A 16,743-nucleotide genomic window follows, 5' to 3' on the forward strand; every position below is an offset into this window, starting at 1 on the left:
TATTTTATTAAAAGTGATATTAAAATATTTTTATATTATTTTTGAATATTATGAAAATATTACATATTAATTTCTAAGTTAAATTAGGAGTTAATGATGACCATTCAATCTATCAATGTTAGAAATCAGTTAAAAGGTACAATCCAAGAAATTATTAAAGGTGATGTCGTTTCTGAGGTCGATGTCGTGACAGCATCAGGTATTTTTACTTCAGTCATTACGACTCGTTCTGTGGAACAACTTGAGTTACAAGTCGGAAGCCAAGTGATTGTGCTGATTAAATCGACTGATGTATCACTTGCAAAGCTGTAGGTGTATACGTTTGATGAAGCAAAATTTTAAATATGTTCTCACAACGGTGAGTTTATTGAGTGCCAGTATTTCATTAAGCCATGCCGATAGCGATGTTCAGCAGTTACAACAGCAGGTTGCACAGCTCGAAAGTTCTTTACAACAGTTAAAAAGTGAAATTAACCGTTTAAAAAATCAATCGACTGAACAAAATTCACCAGTGACTTCCGTTGCAGAATCGATAGAACCATCTACTACAGATCTTGCTACGGAAAATTTAGCTGAAAACGCAGATCAGCGTTATGTCACGCAGGCTGAATTTCAAGGCATGCAAAGTGATTTGGAAAATTATAAGTACCAAGTTCAACGTGAACGAGACACCAAGACGGCGTTGTCAACCCGTCAGTTGTTGATCAATGGGGTAGTGCAAGCCAAAGCTGCTTATGTGGATGAATCACAACATATCAACCCCAATGGCAAAAATACGACGACAGCGGTGAATGATCGTCATTCATCCTTTGATTTGGGTGCGGTGCAAATTGGTTTTAGTGGCAATTTATATAAAGATTATAACGAGGGAAAAAACTTAGACTTTAATTTGCGTTTTGGTACTTCACCGCAGTCAGGTACAAATAACAGTTATTTAAATTTATTAGATGCACAGCTGATCTATAACATATTACCCACCATAAGTTTAGACACAGGACGTTTGAGTGCCAATTTGGGTCAGCAACTTTTGCCTTTTGGGCAAGAAGTACAAGCAACTGAAGACTTAAAACCAACGATTAACAACGCACTGTTTAGCTTACCAGGTTATGGCTACGGTTTGGCACTGCGGGAAGTGGGTTTGATTGTGCGTGGTGATGCATTTCCAACTGTAGATTATGGCTATAACTATCGTTCACCGATGTTGAGTTATGCCTTTGGTTTGGTCAATGGTAATGGAGCAAATAAGTCAGATGACAATGATGATAAAAATTTTGTTGGGCGTTTACGTTACACCTTACCTGCTGAATATAACTCGTGGTTACGTGAACTGAGCTTTGGCGTGTCTTGGTATCAGGGCAAAAGCAATTTATTTGATTTAAGTGGTACTGAAGCGAGCTTTGCAGGCAAAGGTGATGTCCTGCGTAAAGGTTTTGATATTTATTACAACCACCATCCTTTTGGCGTGACCTATGAATATGTACAGGGTGAAGACGATACTTTCATTAATGCCACAGGCGGTGTCTATAACCGTAAAAGTGAAGCACATACAGGTACGTTATTTTGGAATTTTGGTGAGCAATTTGTCAAAGGTTTCCGTAATCAAGGTCGCTATGACGACTGGTGGCCGAAATCCTATCAAAGCTTTTACCGTTTTGACAGCATCGACCGAGATACCCATCTAGATCATCAAAAGATAGATATTCACAGTATTGGGTTAAATGCATTTTTTGCTGAAACCACTAAATTTCAGCTCAATTTTAATCACGTAGACAATCAAATTATCAACCAAAAATATAACGAACTGGTTGCGCAGTTCCAATATGGCTTTTAGTCAAAATTTTAAAATTTAAAGAGGAATATACAATGTCAGCATGCTCAAAAATACTCGTAGGTAGTGTATTGGCAACAACGACTTTATTTTCAAGCGCACAGATTTTTGCCGCAGAAGTAAAGCCAACAGTCATTCGTTTAGCCACCCCTTATGTCGGTACAGGTAATCGACCTGTGGGCTATAGTAATTATTATTCAACCACACAAACATTAGGCTTGATTGAAAAAGAATTTCAAAAAGATGGTATCAAGATTCAGTGGAATAACTTTAAGGGTGCAGGTCCTGCAATTAATGAGTCTTTTGCCAATGGTCTCGTGGATATCACTTGGTTAGGTGACTTACCGTCTTTAATTGGTAAAGCCAGTCGTTTAGATACACGTTTAATCGCTGTAGGCGGAAGTAATGACAATGCCTATTTAGCTGTGCCAACAGGTTCAACTGCGAAGTCATTTGCCGATTTAAAAGGTAAAAAAATTGGTTTCTTTAAAGGTACAAATATCCATTTATCTTTGATTAGTACATTGAAAAGACAAGGTTTATCTGAAAAAGACTTCCGTTTTGTGAATACCGATGGGCCAGTGGGTTATTCAGCTTTAGCGAGTGGTGATTTAGATGCGATTTGGAGTAATCAGACTTTATTTCCTGTTGTCGATCGAGGAATTGCCAAAATTATTTATAGCACCAAACAAGAACCTGCGGTAAATCGGCTTTCAGGCTATGTCTTAGTTAACTCAAAATTTGAACAGAAATATCCCGAAACTGTACAACGGATTGTTAATGTATTGGTGAAACAAGCTGCTTGGGAAAGTAATCCTGCCAATAAAACCGAGCTTTTTAAACTCTGGTCAAAATCAGGCTTGCCTTATGCCAACTTTGATAAAGCATACGCAGGTGTAGATTTGAAACGACATAGTTCTCCTATTTTTGATGGCTATAACGTTGCACTGATCAAGCAAAAATTAAAAGCAGGGCAAGACCTTAAATTGATTCGTGGCAATATTGATGTTGATCGTTGGATTGAGCCTAAATATGTTAATAATGCATTGAAAACACTGAATTTACAGACATTTTGGACACCTCAAGGTGCGAGTGCTAAATAAGCCCTCGTATTTTTTGTGACAGGAGATTTAAAAATGTCTCAGGATATTCTTTTAAGACAAAGCACTGTACATAACACTCAAATAGTATCGGCAAAAACAACTTCTTTGACTTTCTTTTTGAAAAATAAACTTCTATTGAGTTGGGTAGTTGGTGCAATTTTCCCTTTGGTTGTGCTGTGGCTTTGGCATATTTCAGTTGAAAAAAATTGGGTCAATCCATTGCTTTTACCTGCACCCGACTTAGTGTGGACTGCCCTGAAGGATTTGTATGGTAGTGGTGAGTTATGGGCAAATTTAAGTATTAGCCTGACAAGAATCGCTTACGGATTTAGTGCAGGAATCGTGATTGCGCTTATTTTAGGTTTGAGCATGGGGCTTTCTCGTACAGTCGAAGCCTATGTATGGCCGACGTTTAAAGTGATTAATTTGATTCCTGTGGTGGGGTGGATTCCTTTACTGATCTTATTGGTTGGCATAGATGAAGCTTTAAAAATTGTCTTAATTGCAAAATCTGCTTTAGTGCCAATGACCATTAATGTGTTTAAAGGTGTACGCAATATTCCCACTGCACTGACAGAGGTGGCGAATGTCTATCAACTCAATACATGGTCTCGCTTTAAATATCTAGTATTACCTGGGGCATTTTTAAGTTTTATCGGTGGATTACGCTTATCTCTCGCTAGCGCATGGGGGGCATTGGTTGCAGTCGAGCTGCTTGCATCGAGTGAGGGCATTGGTTATCTCATGGTCTATGGGCGACAAATCTTTCAGCTTGATGTGGTGATGGCAACCGTCATTGTGATTGGTGTAGTGGGTTTTGCTTTTGATTTAATTATTCGTTTGATTCAGAAGCGTTTTTCAGCATGGACAACCCAAAAATAATGGAGAAAATGATGAAAAAAATAGACTTGAGAGCATGGGTGATTCCGCTCATTTTATTGTTCATTTGGACTGTTGTCAGCAATAAAAATTGGGTGGATCGTGCCTTGTTGCCCTTACCACAAGACGTATGGCAGGTTTTTTTAGACAGTTGGCAGTCTAAAGAGCTGTTTGAAAATATTGCCTATAGTTTGCTGCGTAATACCACGGGCTTTATTGCAGGTGGCATTTTAGGTGCAGCTTTGGGATTGTTTTTAGGCTTAAATATTTGGGCAGATCGTTTTTTTTCACCGACCCTAAATGCCATTAAACATGTGGCAGTCTTTGCTTGGATTCCACTGATGATCATGTGGTTTGGTAATGGTGAACTCTCCAAAATTATTTTTATTGCACTAGTGGTGTTTTATCCCGTATTTTTTAATACCTATGATGGCGTGAAAAATGTCTCAGAAAAAAATAAAGAAGTTGCACAAATTTTTCAATTGAGTCGTTCGACCCGCTTTTTTAAAGTGATTTTACCTTCGGCGGCACCGAGTATTTTTGCGGGTTTAAACATTGCCTTGGTGTTTTCTTGGGTCGCTACCATTGGTGCAGAATATTTCTTTGTGGCAGCACCAGGTGTGGTTAATCCTATTTTAGATGGACAGAATCTCTTCCAAATGGAAACCGTACTGTATGGGATGAGCATCATTGCTTTGGTGGGTTTGGTCTTTTCAAAAATTGCACAATATTTTGAAAATTATAATTTACGTTGGCGCCAAGGCACACACAAATAAGAGGATAGAACATGAAGCAGAAAGAGAGTGTTGCAGGACAGGTTAGCATTCAAAATTTAAATAAATCTTTTCACGGTGAGCAGCAAGATTTACACGTACTTGAACATATTAATTTAGACATTGCTGCCGGCGAATTTATCAGCATCGTGGGCAATAGTGGCTGTGGAAAATCGACTTTACTGAGATTATTGGTCGGTCTAGATGCCAATTTTGAAGGCTCTATTGAAATTGATCATCAACCGATTCAGGGAACAAGTTTGGATCGTGGCATTGTTTTTCAAGATCACCGCTTATTTCCATGGTTGACGGTTGAACAAAACATTGCATTGGCATTGGAAAAAAGCCTATTTACAGCGGCTGAAAAACAAGAATTGATCGATTATCACTTAGCACTTGTACAGCTCACTGCATTTAAACATACCTACCCGAGTCAACTCTCAGGTGGGATGAGTCAACGTGTAGCAATTGCACGTAGTTTAGTGAATCGTCCACGTATTTTATTATTGGATGAGCCCTTTGGTGCTTTGGATGCATTGACACGTTCTAATTTACAACAAGAACTACAAAGTATTTTATTGTCAGAAAAAGTCACCACGATTTTAGTAACCCATGATGTTGAGGAAGCTGTGTTGTTGGGTGATCGTATTGTGGTGATGCAACCAAATCCGGGGCGAATTAAACGTATTGTGAATGTTGATTTGGAGCGTCCTCGACGTCGAGAGGATTATCGTTTGACAGCTTTAAAACATGACATTTTGCAGGATTTTACAGCTCAGCAGGTGAGATCTGAGCCGCATGAGTTAGAGCGTTACGGGCTGGCATGGTAAAGTCAATTAAGTAAATAAAAAATGCTCATGAAAGGGCATTTTTTATTTTTAGAAGTATAACGATCTGATTCTTTAGATTAAATCGATTAAATCAACGTTTGAATCGCTTTTTTCTTCCAAACAAATTGATAATAAAGAGCTTGCATTAAACATAATGATATAAAAGCCAAAGCATATGCATACCAAATACCTTTTAAGCCCCACCATTCACTAAACAAATAAGCGGCAGGCACTTCGATCAGTAAAATAGCGCAGATATTTAAAATCATCGGTACAGTCACTGTACCACTGGCACGCATAATCGATGCAAAAATTGAACCCGCACCAAAAAATAGAATCGACCATAGCACAATAAATAATAAACTTTGTCCAAGTTCGATCACACTTGGATCTGTAATAAATAGCGCCATTAAATATTTAGAAAATAAATATGCCAAAATCACCAAACTGCCTGTGATCACAACATTCATAATCAATGACGTACGTGTCACTTTACGTAGTAGTTCTGATTTTCCTGCACCGATGGCTTGAGCAGCAAAAATTGATGCTGCGATTGAAATGGATAAAGCAGGGAACTGAATGTAATTGAGTACTTGATTGACTGCGCCGTATGCTGCGGTAGCATGGGAACCATAATGATTCACGAGCCCAATAATCACGAGACCTGCAGCAGAGGTCGTCACCATTTGGATCCCTGTTGGGATACCTAAACGTAAAATAATTTTGCTGAGTTCAGGATGATATCGAATATGGCTGAGCAAGGCTTTATCAAGTTTTAAAGCATGATCACGATAATGAAGATAAAAAGCTAAAAATCCTAAAACGGCGATATAACCAATACTGGTCGCAATGGCTGGAGCGATGATGCCAAGTTGAGGAAAGCCAAAATAACCCGCAATCAAAATAGGTGTCACAATCACACCGATAACAATAGTCAGACCAGAAGCAATCAGTGGTGTGGTACTGTCACCTACACCACGTAAAATCGAGGTATAGATAATATAAATAAACAATAATGGACTACCTGCAAGCATCCATTGTACATAAGGCAAAGACAAATGCATGACGTCAGGGTCGGTGCCTAAAAGTAGTAAAATTTGTTTGGCACTGATCACACCGAGTAAAGCAATCATACAACCGCCAATCAAGGTCATAAACAGCGTTGAACCGACCACCATTTTAACTTTTTCAAGGTTTTTTGCTCCCCATGCTTGTCCCACTAAAACAGTCGCGCCTGCGGACAGTCCAATCACAAAAGCCAACAAGAAAAACAAAATTGGAAAAAATACTGAAATTGCAGCAATCGCATTTACCCCCATCATCTGTCCAACAAAGATGGTATTCATCGTGCCTGAGAGGTTTTGTAGAATATTGGTTGCAATCAAAGGAACTAAAAAAATAAGGAAACCTTTCCAAAATTTTTGATGATGCAATAAATTATCTTTTGCTGACATTTTTGCTATTTTGTCCAATCCATTGAAATTATTTTATTCCTCAAAATATCATAATTATAAAAAAAAGCCTTAGCTTTTAAGTAACTAAGGCTTCATATTTTACTGCAAATATGCGCTTAAACTTGGCTCAAAATTTCACACGCTTGTGTCAAGGTGGCTTCCTTTTTGGCAAAACAAAAGCGAATTAAACGTAAATCTTGTGGAGCAGTTTGATAAAAAACGGATACGGGAATCGCCACGATTTTATGTTGTTCTGCTAAAAACTTGCACATCTCGACATCATTTAAATCAGGGCGAATTTCGGAATAATCGACATTTTGAAAATAAGTCCCTTGTGAGGGCGTAAATTTAAAACGAGATTGCTGTAAGCCGATATTAAAATAATCTCGTTTTTGTTGATAAAAACTCGATAAATTCTCAATATGTTCAGGATGCTGTTGCATAAAATTGGCAAGTGCAATCTGTACAGGTGTAACCCCGCAAAAGTTAGCAAATTGATAGACTTGGCGAAATACTTTCATGAGTTCAGGGGCAGCCACACAATAGCCGGTTTTCCAACCTGTAACATGAAAAGTCTTTCCAAAAGAACCAATTACAAAACTCCGTTCCCTCAGTTCAGGAAATGACAAAGCAGAGTAGTGTTTTTGCCCATCAAAAATGAGATGTTCATAGACTTCATCAGACAGCACCACAATATTTTTATCTTGAATTAAATCAATTAGGTTTAACCAATCTTGCTTTGACCAAATTGCTCCTGTGGGATTATGCGGTGTATTGACAATAATCATACGGGTTTTCTCGGTCATTGCTGCTTTGACCTGATTCCAATCCACTGAAAAGTCAGGTGTTTGTAGTGCAATATGAATGGCTTTCGCACCGACCAATTGTACACTAGGTGCATAGCTGTCATAGCTTGGGTCGAAAATAATCACTTCATCACCTGCATGCACGATGGCTTGGATTGCTGAAAATATGCCAATGGTTGCGCCAGGTGTGATGGTGATTTCTGTGATTGGATCGAGCTTCAGTTGGTCTCTTTTTTGAAATTGTACTGCGACTTGTTCTCTTAAACTTAGTAATCCATCACCAGCAGCATATTGATTATGTCCCTCTAAAGTGGCTTGACTGAGGGCATATAAAAGTTCAGGTGGGGCAGGGAAATCAGGGAAGCCTTGTGAAAGGTTGAGTGCATTCAAGCGCTGAGCCATCGCACTCATCGTACTGAAAATAGTGACCCCTTGTGCAGGCAGTTTGGAATTGACTTTGATCATGATAATACGGATTTTTAAGCTGTTTCAGTGAGTGTAGCAGGTGGGTTTTATGAGCTAAATAGTGATCTGTAGAACGAATGAGAACGATCAAATCAAATAATCAATCACCGCACGAATCACACCTAAAGTTAGACCGATAAAAGCACCTACCACCACGCCATTGACTCGAATCATGTGCAAGTCACCACCGACTTCACTTTCGATCTTGTCAATCATTTCACGAGAGTCCCATTCATGGATGCGTTGACTGATAAATTTAATCACCTTTTCACTGTATTGATCACTTAAAAGAATTGCCATTTCACTCATACGCTCATTTAATAACTGACGTACAGATTGATTTTCAATTAAGTTTTCACCGACTTGTTGAATGGCGACACGCAAATTCAGAGCAATGCCTGAGTCATCTTTTAATAAATCGGCTTTGATGGCATCACATAAAATTACCACAGCACCTGTGATGAAATTGAGCACGGACTCACTGTCCAATAATGCATTTTTGGTTTCATTCAAACGAATACTGACAGCACTATCATTGTCCGCAAGTTGTAGCATCAGGTTGTTGGCAACATCTTCAATTTTTTTGCGAAATGGATGCTCAGGATCAGCCAAAATCGCTTCAACTTTTTCCAATAAAGAATCAATCGTACGTTGTTGAACATCAATACCAATCCAACTTGCACCTTTGGCAAGTTTCCATACACCTAATTCTTTAAATAAACGGCGAGTCAAATCTTGGGTTTGTTCAGGATGATTGACCATCCATTCATGTGCTATGTCCAAGCCACGTTGTAGTACGTCTTGATGAAAATCATTGTCTAAAACTGCACGCAGCATTTCACTGGCAAGGTGATTAATGTGTGTATTTTTGACCCATTGCACACTGTTATTTTGGATGAATTTTCCAATTTGTTGCTGACCGACAAAATCAAAAATCTTGGGAACAGTCTGTTGGATGACATCCGTCACTTGGCTGTTATTTTTTGGATTGGCAAGCCATTGTCCAACAGCCAAACTCAAGTCAGTTTTTTGTAGACTTTTTTCCACAATTTGCGGTGAAAGGAAGTTTTCTTGTACAAATTTTCCCATTGACTCAGCAATGCGGGCTTTATTGCGCGGAATAATTTCCGTGTGATCACGTAAAAATTTTGGAATAGGAATTTTGCCGAAAGGGTTGCGAAACAGTACGGTAATGGCATACCAGTCTGCCAGACCACCGACCACGCCTGCTTCTGCACCGAGCATTAAGATGTGAATAAACCAAACGTATTCAGGTAAAAGCTTGGCTGCAATAATCAGTGCAATCCAAATCACCACTGCCACAACTAAAGCGATGGTGGCAAAGCGTTTACTGCGATTCAGACTCGGTACATTCACGTCTTGGGCTTGGTTCATGCAACATCCTGAAAATTATGGTTTGTTTGATGATACATCAGTCGCTTGTGGTTGTAATACTTGTCCTGTCGGACTAAGGCCATATTTTTGTCCTAAAGACTGTAAAATCAAGCCTGCATCAAAAGCATCATTCGGTGCTGATTTTTTATCTTTATAACATTCAATGGTATAAGAGACTTGAGTTGGGTCAAGTGTGACCACTTGTGGCATGTCATAAAATGGGTCGAAGAAAGCCCCATGACGTCGATAACCATATGGATAATAGTTTGGTGTTGGGTAAACCACCGCTCTACGAGGCGGTTGTTGTGTACGATTGCTTGGGTCATCAAGCACTTTAAAAAATTGAAAACCATTTTGTACTGTGGTTTGTGCAGCTTTGAGTAAGGTAATTTCTTCAGCTGTACCATAACTCATGTTACGCGTTTCAAAGCTGATGCGAAATGTATGTGTGTTTAGCGCTAACGTTGAAAACTGTCCCAGTTGGTCAAAGGTACGGGGTTTTGAAGGTGTAGAAGCACATCCCGTCATGGTGAATACTGCCACCGCAGTTAGACCGATGAGTATTTTTTTCATACCGTGCTCCTTGGGATGGGTCAGTGATTAAGAGTATTTATATTGCCTGAATATAGTGGGATAAATGATGTATTTTAAGCAGAAATTTGTTAAATGTATTTTGAGAAGCATGATTTCAATGATTACTGCAATACAACATTATAAAATGAAAAATATTCAATTTTAATTGAGATGTTTGTTAGGGGTTTTATAAAAAAATTATTAGGATAATTTTATTTTTTTAAGGGCAAAATGAAAGTGCATTCCTCCACCTTGCCGTGTTGGATTAAGTTATAACATCTGCTTAAAAACCACTATTGGGTTGTTTTAAAAATTCAATTTCTTCTGCAGTAGATTCACGTCCTAATATTGCATTTCGATGTGGATAACGCCCAAAACGATCGATGATGACTTTATGTTTTTTCTCAAAATCCAAATTGATAGGATTCCCCAAAGCTGCAAATAACTTTAATGCTTCTACATGGATCAGTTTAGATTCGCTGTGCATATACGGCATATATAAAAATGAACGCTGTTCAGGACGCAGATTTTTGTCTAAACCTAAATGAACAGCTTCTTGCGCTAGGGTTAAGGCTTGTGCATCTTGTGAGAAAGCGGCAGCTTGATCTCGATAAATATTTCGTGAAAATTGGTCAAGCACAATGATTTCAGCCAAACGACCTTCAGCACTATCACGCCATGTATACAATTCAGCCTGTTTGGCTTGTGCTAAAACTTGATTAAAGCGTTGATGAAGTTGTTGGTCAAAGTCATCACTTTTTGCAAACCAAAAAGGTTGAGTATTTGGAGCAAACCAAAAATCGAGAATGTCTTGAGACTTCATATCTATTTAAATTCTTTTGAAAGTATTCTTGCATAAAATCACAATTCTGAAGTGTCTAAAAGCGTTTAATTGTGATAAAAAATTGCCGAAAAAATGAATATTCTGTTTAAAAGTACTTTGAATATACATGTATATCGATAATTCACGTTATACTTGTGGGCATCAAAAATATTTTATTTTAAAAACTTTTTTAAGATAAGTGAGTAAATAATGAGTCAAACTGAAGCCAATTCTCAAGCCATTTTGCCAACTTGGGCAAGTGCTGAATTATTACAAGGCATGTTACGTGGCATTGAGCGTGAAAGTTTGCGTATGCAAAGTAATGGCTTCTTATCTCAAGCAGATCATCCGCAAAGTTTGGGTTCTGCGCTGACCCATCCGCATATTACAACAGACTATTCTGAAGCGTTGATGGAGTTCATCACGCCACCGAAAGCAAGTATTCCTGAAGCATTGAATTATTTGGCAGATATTCATGCCGTGGTGCATCGTCATTTAGAAAATGGCGAAAAACTGTGGCCTTTGTCGATGCCTTGTATGTTGGATGACCAAGAAGAGAGTATTCGTTTGGCACAATATGGTTCATCGAATATTGGTAAATTTAAAACCTTGTATCGTCATGGTTTAGGCATTCGTTATGGTCGCCGTATGCAGACCATTTCAGGCGTGCATTATAATGTGTCATTTCCCGATACTTTATTTGAACAATTACAACAACATGAAACAGATGAAGCATTAAAAAACCTGAGTTTACAAGATTATCGTAGCCATCGTTATTTGGGCTTAGTACGTAATTTTATTCGCTTAACACCATTAGTGATGTATTTGGTTGGTGCGAGTCCATCGGTATGTAAATGTTTTATGACAGGGCGTGAGCATCATTTATTGCCATTGGTCAAAGGGACATTATTTACCCCTTATGCAACGGCTTTGCGTATGGGACGTTTTGGTTATCAAAATTCTGCACAAAAACAATTGGGTATTCATTATAACAACCTTGAATGCTATGTTGCAGAACTACAGAAAGCCGTCAATACACCCTATGCACAATTTAGCCATTTGGGCTTAAATAATAGTAATGGTGAGCCCATTCAGATCAATGATCATGTGCTACAAATTGAAAATGAATACTACAGTTTAGTACGTCCTAAACAAGTACCACAAGCAGGTGAAACACCATCGGAAGCATTAGCAAAACGTGGTATTGGTTATGTTGAATTACGGGCGGTAGATGTTAATCCGTATGTGGCGATTGGGATCAATGAAACGACTGCAGGTTTCTTGGAAGTTTTAGCTTTGTATTGCTTACTTAAAGACAGTCCTGAGCTTTGGGAAGAAGAGCAAGATTTGATTGAAAAAAATCAAAATGAAGTGGTTAACCGTGGACGTGCGCCGAATGCAGCGATCCAAGAAGCAGGACAATCTTATCCGCTTGAGCAATGGGCATCTCAGCATTTATCTGCAATGTTGCCATTGGCTGCATTATTGAATGAAAGCTATGACACCAGTTTATATACGGATGCTTTGACTGTAATGCAGCAACGCATTCGTAATGTAGATGAGACACTATCGGCACAAGTCATTGAAGATACTTTACACCATGGTGGTACATGGAGCTTCGGTAGTGCGATGGCACATCAGCATGTGAAAAGTTACGAACAACATGTATTAAGTGCAGAAACTTTAGCGTATTTTGAACAACTTGCAACCTCATCATTGCAACAACAACAGCAACTTGAGCAAGAAACAGATTTGAATTTTGAAGATTATCTTGCCAAATTTAGATGATATAACCACATCAAAAAATGAGAGGAAAAGCCATGCAATGGCAGAGTTATCGCTTCGTTAGTGGTCTTTTATTTTTAGCAAGTGTGATTGGAATGGCATTTGCGTTGTATTTAGAACATGTGCAAGGTTTAGACCCTTGTCCTTTGTGTATATTCCAACGAATAGGCTTGATCGGGTTAGGTTTAATTTCCCTAATTGCACTATTACATCATCCAAGAACCAATGTCTTTAGGCGTTTTTATGCATTTTTGGGGTTGCTATCAATTGGATGGTCAGTTGCGATCGCGGGGCGTCATGTCTGGTTGCAAAATTTACCCCCTGATCAGGTACCTAGTTGTGGTCCAGGGCTAAATTATTGGGTGGATACTTTGCCGTTAAAAGAAGTATTTGCAAATGTCCTTAAAGGTTCAGGTGAATGTGCCATGATTGATTGGACTTTCTTAGGACAATCTTTACCTGTATGGTCGCTGACTTTCTTTAGTGTGCTTGCGTTAATTAGTTTATGGCAGTTATTTAGAAAATATCCTACATAAATGTAAAAATGCCAACGTAAATGTTGGCATTTTTTATATTCCATCGTGATAACTTTGGGTCAAGTTTCCACAATTCCTTCTAAACTTTCTAATTTAATTAAATATTTACGAATCTGTTCTTCTGCGATTTCATCATGGTGTGGATAAAACCATTTCGCGATTTGTTCAGCAACATGAGGATGATATTGCAATTCAAAATGATTTAACCCATAAAAAACAGCTTTATGTGATTCAGGCAATTTTAATTGAAATCTTGGATTAGGATGTTCGCCTAGTGCGCTTTTTACACTAACTAAATAATCGCCGATGATTTTTAAAGTACGATTCTTGCGATTTTCAAACTCAAGAGTTCCTGCGATGAGATAGGTATTGATATAAGAAGGTAAAGGAGCAGGTTTACGGTTGTCATCCATTAAACCAATTCGTGCATGGTTATGTTCCCAATCATCATCACGCACACTGCCAAAACGTAAGTCCAAAATGCCATTACTACGAATATTAACGACATGACTGACTAATTTGACCAAAGGAAAATGTCCGATTTTATCTTGTAGTGCAAAACCAAATCGTTCTAATACAGCACCATGATGAGGCGAACCTAAGCAGACAAGGTTTTCAACCATATGAATCCATTGATGCATATTTTGCTTCCCATAAAACAAGGCGCTACGTGAAACCAATCCACCCATACTATGTCCAATCAAGTCAATACTGGTAATACGCGGATTACGTTTGACTAAATCTTCTAACATATTAGCTAAAGAACGCCCATTGGCTGAAATACGACGACCTGTATTGTAATGTACATATAACATGGTGTTATTGTCACGTTGGGCAAGTAATTTTTCACCAATTCCGCCATTGCCACGGTTGCTCCAATCCAAATGATTCATACATAAACCATGTGAAAAAATCACCATGCGTCCAGCCAAATCGCCTTGCTGAATTTCACCATAATGGTCATACAATACAGTGGATAATGCTAAAGGATTATGTGTTGCGAGTAAGTAGTCGCCAAGTACACCATTAAGCGCACTGATCAAGAACGTCAGTGTGGGGGTTAATGGTTTGTCATGTAATTTAGGAAAATGCTCAATCACTTTACGTAAACTAGGTGCCAAAAAGTAATGCCCGTAGTTTTGCAGTGAGTTAAAACCAAACTGATAGATTTTTTCGACATAAGGACGTGCTTGGAAACGTTTGGCTTTTTGTTTACTTAAACCAAAAACACTGAGTAAAACTTCACGTTGTAAAGATTGAATCAGATCTTGCACGACACTATTAAGTGGTGTGCTGACCAGTTGTGCTAAGCCTTCTAATACATCAGCCTGACTGGGTGGAGAGCGATCCCATTTACAATAAGTCTCGTGTAGTGGTGTTAAACTTGCCATATTTTCTTATCCTCCATACGATCTAAACCCATTAAAATGAGTTAGATCTAGACTTATATCCCTATATCATTCTATTCATCATCTTGAAACTTGATTAGCATACTGTTTCAAGTTTCAGCATATTGTTTTTTTGTCGGACAATAAACTGTGTTGTACAAATTGAAACATTATGTGATGTATATCACACTAAAAATTATATGAGCTTTGTTAAATTTGCAAATGGTTTTAGATGAATATTATTTATTTACATGGGTTTAAAAGCAGCCCCTTTTCTATAAAAGGGCAACAGCTGTATCAACACTGTCAATACATTAGCGAATGTCAGGTACATTTGCTAGATTTAAATTGTCGACCTGATGAAGTGATACAGAAAGTCTCAACAATGCTCACTTCACTCGATCAAGTGGCTTTGGTGGGAAGTAGTCTTGGTGGTTTTTACGCAACACAATTAGCAGAAAAGTTTAATATTCCAGCAGTTTTAATTAATCCTGCTGTACAACCGTGGGTATTATTTAGAACATTATTTGGAATAGAGCAGTTACCTTATCAAGTCAATGAAAAATGGACTTTAGATAATACACAGCTTAATTTCTTAGAGCAGACGGCGATAAAAAAATTACAACATTCTGAAAATTTTTTAGTGTTATTACAACAAGGTGATGAAGTTTTAGATTATCGTGAAGCACAAGCATTTTATAGACCAAATTCTTTTGTGATTACAGAAATGCAGGGGAATCATGCGATGGAAAACTTTGCAGAAAAAATTCCGATGTTGATTGAGTTTTTATCAAGTTTTTATCAAGTTTAATTCTAAAAATAAAAATGCTAAGGATAGTTCATAGCCTTAGCATTATACAGTCTATATTTTTGGAACACTTATTCAAGCACTGGACGTTTGCTTGGGTTCCATTTGGTTAAAATGTCATTCACCGCAATTTTGTTGTAGCTATAGTATGTGCTTTGTAAACCTTTGATTGGTAAGTTGTAGTTTCCTCTAACAACTTGATTATTGTATTCAAACCATGCAATTTGACTATCATTAACACTAAAATAAGTTTTAAGTGCTTCTTTTGCTGCTGTGTCTGACGCAGTAAATAAAATATGCTTTGGTGCACCTTGTTTTGCTGCAATCAACTCATATTTGATCGTGTAGTTGAGTGTTTTATTTTGCTCTTTATCAAAAACTGCAACATCAGCGACTTGTTTGTCATTTAAGCGAATGACACCATTACGTCCAGTATTTTGGTACCAAGCTTTGCTTTCGATGGCTTTTTCAAGTGTTGGGGCTGTCGTTGAACAATATGAACTTACCGTGTTACAGGTATAAATAGGATGAGGTGTATTTGTTGAACTAAATACTGTATGGGTACGATTAATAGAGTAATTCGGTTGAGTAATATCTTGTACCCAAGCATAGGCTTTGGCACCTTGAGAAAAATATTGAGTTTTAATAGCTTCAGGTAAAGGAATACCATTACCAAAGCCTTGGTTGATACCCTGTGCAAGGCTGAGTCCTGCAAGAGATTTTTCAGTTAATGTATAGTATTTAATGCCTGTATCTGACTGAATATAGAGCGTTTTAATACCTTCAGTACCAACAGGACCTTGTGAAACGGTCATATCTCCTTGAGTTTCTACCCATTTATTTTGAGCAATATTAAATACCAATGATGGAGCAGAGTCTTCTTGCCAAGTATTATAAGATGATCCTTGTGTTGCATATGTTTTAGTTTTGAAAGTTTTATCATCTTTTGAGTATAAATAGCTATAACTTGATAATTCGAGAGGATTTTCATTTACCCAATAGCTTATGTCATATAAATTGTTATTTTTTACCTCAGTGAGAGGGTCTTGTACATATTTGAAATTATCTTTCAAGGTTTTGTACTGTGACGGAACATATTCGGCAGGTTTTGGCGGTTCTGGTTTTGGTTCTACAGCATTATTATCATCCGAGTCACTTCCACCACCACAGGCAGTTAGGAGTAGTGTTGATACAAGGCTGGAGAGTAGGAGTATATTTTTCATATCATTTCTCATTCATATTAAAAAATTTATCTCAATTTTTATAAGGCAAAGCATGATTTTTTTTGCAAAAAACT

Annotated in this window: 16 protein-coding genes; 9 read left to right on the top strand and 7 right to left on the bottom strand. The window is 37.9% G+C overall.

Annotation, left to right across the window (positions count from 1 at the left end):
- Nucleotides 1-96 precede the first annotated feature (96 nt).
- The 6 genes from G0028_RS00925 to G0028_RS00950 are packed head-to-tail and all read left to right on the top strand — an operon-like array spanning nt 97 to nt 5,413.
- A complete protein-coding gene (locus G0028_RS00925; protein ID WP_130074859.1) occupies nt 97-312 on the top strand; it encodes a TOBE domain-containing protein in 216 nt (71 codons plus the stop codon).
- A gap of 13 nt (nt 313-325) precedes the next feature.
- The gene (locus G0028_RS00930) at nt 326-1,831 is read left to right on the top strand and encodes a hypothetical protein (RefSeq protein ID WP_180046398.1); all 1,506 of its coding nucleotides are present in this window, start codon (nt 326-328) and stop codon (nt 1,829-1,831) included.
- Nucleotides 1,832-1,863: 32 nt separating this feature from the next.
- A complete protein-coding gene (locus G0028_RS00935; protein WP_180046400.1) occupies nt 1,864-2,931 on the top strand; it encodes an ABC transporter substrate-binding protein in 1,068 nt (355 codons plus the stop codon).
- Nucleotides 2,932-2,964: 33 nt separating this feature from the next.
- Nucleotides 2,965-3,813: an ABC transporter permease gene (locus G0028_RS00940; protein ID WP_180046402.1), complete on the top strand. Its 849-nt coding sequence runs from the start codon at nt 2,965-2,967 to the stop codon at nt 3,811-3,813.
- An 11-nt stretch (nt 3,814-3,824) separates the two neighbouring features.
- Complete coding sequence (locus G0028_RS00945; RefSeq protein ID WP_130074855.1) at nt 3,825-4,586, top strand: ABC transporter permease; 762 nt, start codon at nt 3,825-3,827, stop codon at nt 4,584-4,586.
- Nucleotides 4,587-4,597: 11 nt separating this feature from the next.
- Complete coding sequence (locus G0028_RS00950) at nt 4,598-5,413, top strand: ABC transporter ATP-binding protein (RefSeq protein WP_180046404.1); 816 nt, start codon at nt 4,598-4,600, stop codon at nt 5,411-5,413.
- 86 nt (nt 5,414-5,499) lie between these two features.
- Here G0028_RS00950 and G0028_RS00955 read toward each other — a convergent pair whose 3' ends face one another.
- The 5 genes from G0028_RS00955 to G0028_RS00975 all read right to left on the bottom strand — a co-directional run bounded on the left by G0028_RS00955 (nt 5,500) and on the right by G0028_RS00975 (nt 10,929).
- Entirely contained in the window at nt 5,500-6,867 is a 1,368-nt protein-coding gene (locus tag G0028_RS00955) for an MATE family efflux transporter (protein ID WP_130074853.1), read from the bottom strand.
- A 116-nt stretch (nt 6,868-6,983) separates the two neighbouring features.
- Nucleotides 6,984-8,138 carry a methionine aminotransferase gene (locus tag G0028_RS00960; protein WP_180046406.1) on the bottom strand — a complete coding sequence of 385 codons (1,155 nt, stop codon included), beginning with the start codon at nt 8,136-8,138 and terminating at the stop codon, nt 6,984-6,986.
- Nucleotides 8,139-8,225: 87 nt separating this feature from the next.
- Nucleotides 8,226-9,533: a DUF445 domain-containing protein gene (locus G0028_RS00965; protein WP_130074851.1), complete on the bottom strand. Its 1,308-nt coding sequence runs from the start codon at nt 9,531-9,533 to the stop codon at nt 8,226-8,228.
- A 15-nt stretch (nt 9,534-9,548) separates the two neighbouring features.
- A complete protein-coding gene (locus G0028_RS00970; RefSeq protein ID WP_130074850.1) occupies nt 9,549-10,106 on the bottom strand; it encodes a CC0125/CC1285 family lipoprotein in 558 nt (185 codons plus the stop codon).
- A gap of 283 nt (nt 10,107-10,389) precedes the next feature.
- Nucleotides 10,390-10,929 carry a DUF924 family protein gene (locus G0028_RS00975; protein WP_180046408.1) on the bottom strand — a complete coding sequence of 180 codons (540 nt, stop codon included), beginning with the start codon at nt 10,927-10,929 and terminating at the stop codon, nt 10,390-10,392.
- Nucleotides 10,930-11,139: 210 nt separating this feature from the next.
- Between G0028_RS00975 and gshA the strand changes: the two genes are divergently transcribed.
- Nucleotides 11,140-12,717: a glutamate--cysteine ligase gene (gene gshA / locus G0028_RS00980; protein WP_180046410.1), complete on the top strand. Its 1,578-nt coding sequence runs from the start codon at nt 11,140-11,142 to the stop codon at nt 12,715-12,717.
- 32 nt (nt 12,718-12,749) lie between these two features.
- Nucleotides 12,750-13,250, top strand: a complete 501-nt coding sequence (locus G0028_RS00985) for a disulfide bond formation protein B (RefSeq protein WP_130074847.1) — start codon at nt 12,750-12,752, stop codon at nt 13,248-13,250.
- 59 nt (nt 13,251-13,309) lie between these two features.
- On the opposite strand, the gene G0028_RS00990 is transcribed toward G0028_RS00985, so the two are convergent.
- Nucleotides 13,310-14,641, bottom strand: a complete 1,332-nt coding sequence (locus tag G0028_RS00990; RefSeq protein ID WP_180046412.1) for a hypothetical protein — start codon at nt 14,639-14,641, stop codon at nt 13,310-13,312.
- Nucleotides 14,642-14,870: 229 nt separating this feature from the next.
- Between G0028_RS00990 and G0028_RS00995 the strand changes: the two genes are divergently transcribed.
- Nucleotides 14,871-15,449: a YqiA/YcfP family alpha/beta fold hydrolase gene (locus G0028_RS00995; protein WP_180046414.1), complete on the top strand. Its 579-nt coding sequence runs from the start codon at nt 14,871-14,873 to the stop codon at nt 15,447-15,449.
- A gap of 68 nt (nt 15,450-15,517) precedes the next feature.
- On the opposite strand, the gene G0028_RS01000 is transcribed toward G0028_RS00995, so the two are convergent.
- On the bottom strand, nt 15,518-16,669 hold the full coding sequence (locus G0028_RS01000; protein ID WP_130074844.1) for a hypothetical protein: 1,152 nt from the start codon (nt 16,667-16,669) through the stop codon (nt 15,518-15,520).
- Nucleotides 16,670-16,743 lie beyond the last annotated feature (74 nt).

The organism is Acinetobacter piscicola, assembly GCF_015218165.1.
GTDB lineage: Bacteria > Pseudomonadota > Gammaproteobacteria > Pseudomonadales > Moraxellaceae > Acinetobacter > Acinetobacter piscicola_A.

Bases quoted from the DNA above. Each gene is read 5' to 3' on its own strand.
- G0028_RS01000 (WP_130074844.1), bottom strand. From the start codon at position 16,669: ATGAAAAATATACTCCTACTCTCCAGCCTTGTATCAACACTACTCCTA.
- G0028_RS00970 (WP_130074850.1), bottom strand. From the start codon at position 10,106: ATGAAAAAAATACTCATCGGTCTAACTGCGGTGGCAGTATTCACCATG.
- G0028_RS00990 (WP_180046412.1), bottom strand. From the start codon at position 14,641: ATGGCAAGTTTAACACCACTACACGAGACTTATTGTAAATGGGATCGC.
- G0028_RS00930 (WP_180046398.1), top strand. From the start codon at position 326: ATGAAGCAAAATTTTAAATATGTTCTCACAACGGTGAGTTTATTGAGT.
- G0028_RS00950 (WP_180046404.1), top strand. From the start codon at position 4,598: ATGAAGCAGAAAGAGAGTGTTGCAGGACAGGTTAGCATTCAAAATTTA.
- G0028_RS00995 (WP_180046414.1), top strand. From the start codon at position 14,871: ATGAATATTATTTATTTACATGGGTTTAAAAGCAGCCCCTTTTCTATA.
- G0028_RS00935 (WP_180046400.1), top strand. From the start codon at position 1,864: ATGTCAGCATGCTCAAAAATACTCGTAGGTAGTGTATTGGCAACAACG.
- G0028_RS00960 (WP_180046406.1), bottom strand. From the start codon at position 8,138: ATGATCAAAGTCAATTCCAAACTGCCTGCACAAGGGGTCACTATTTTC.
- G0028_RS00925 (WP_130074859.1), top strand. From the start codon at position 97: ATGACCATTCAATCTATCAATGTTAGAAATCAGTTAAAAGGTACAATC.
- G0028_RS00955 (WP_130074853.1), bottom strand. From the start codon at position 6,867: ATGTCAGCAAAAGATAATTTATTGCATCATCAAAAATTTTGGAAAGGT.
- G0028_RS00975 (WP_180046408.1), bottom strand. From the start codon at position 10,929: ATGAAGTCTCAAGACATTCTCGATTTTTGGTTTGCTCCAAATACTCAA.
- G0028_RS00985 (WP_130074847.1), top strand. From the start codon at position 12,750: ATGCAATGGCAGAGTTATCGCTTCGTTAGTGGTCTTTTATTTTTAGCA.
- G0028_RS00940 (WP_180046402.1), top strand. From the start codon at position 2,965: ATGTCTCAGGATATTCTTTTAAGACAAAGCACTGTACATAACACTCAA.
- gshA (WP_180046410.1), top strand. From the start codon at position 11,140: ATGAGTCAAACTGAAGCCAATTCTCAAGCCATTTTGCCAACTTGGGCA.
- G0028_RS00965 (WP_130074851.1), bottom strand. From the start codon at position 9,533: ATGAACCAAGCCCAAGACGTGAATGTACCGAGTCTGAATCGCAGTAAA.
- G0028_RS00945 (WP_130074855.1), top strand. From the start codon at position 3,825: ATGAAAAAAATAGACTTGAGAGCATGGGTGATTCCGCTCATTTTATTG.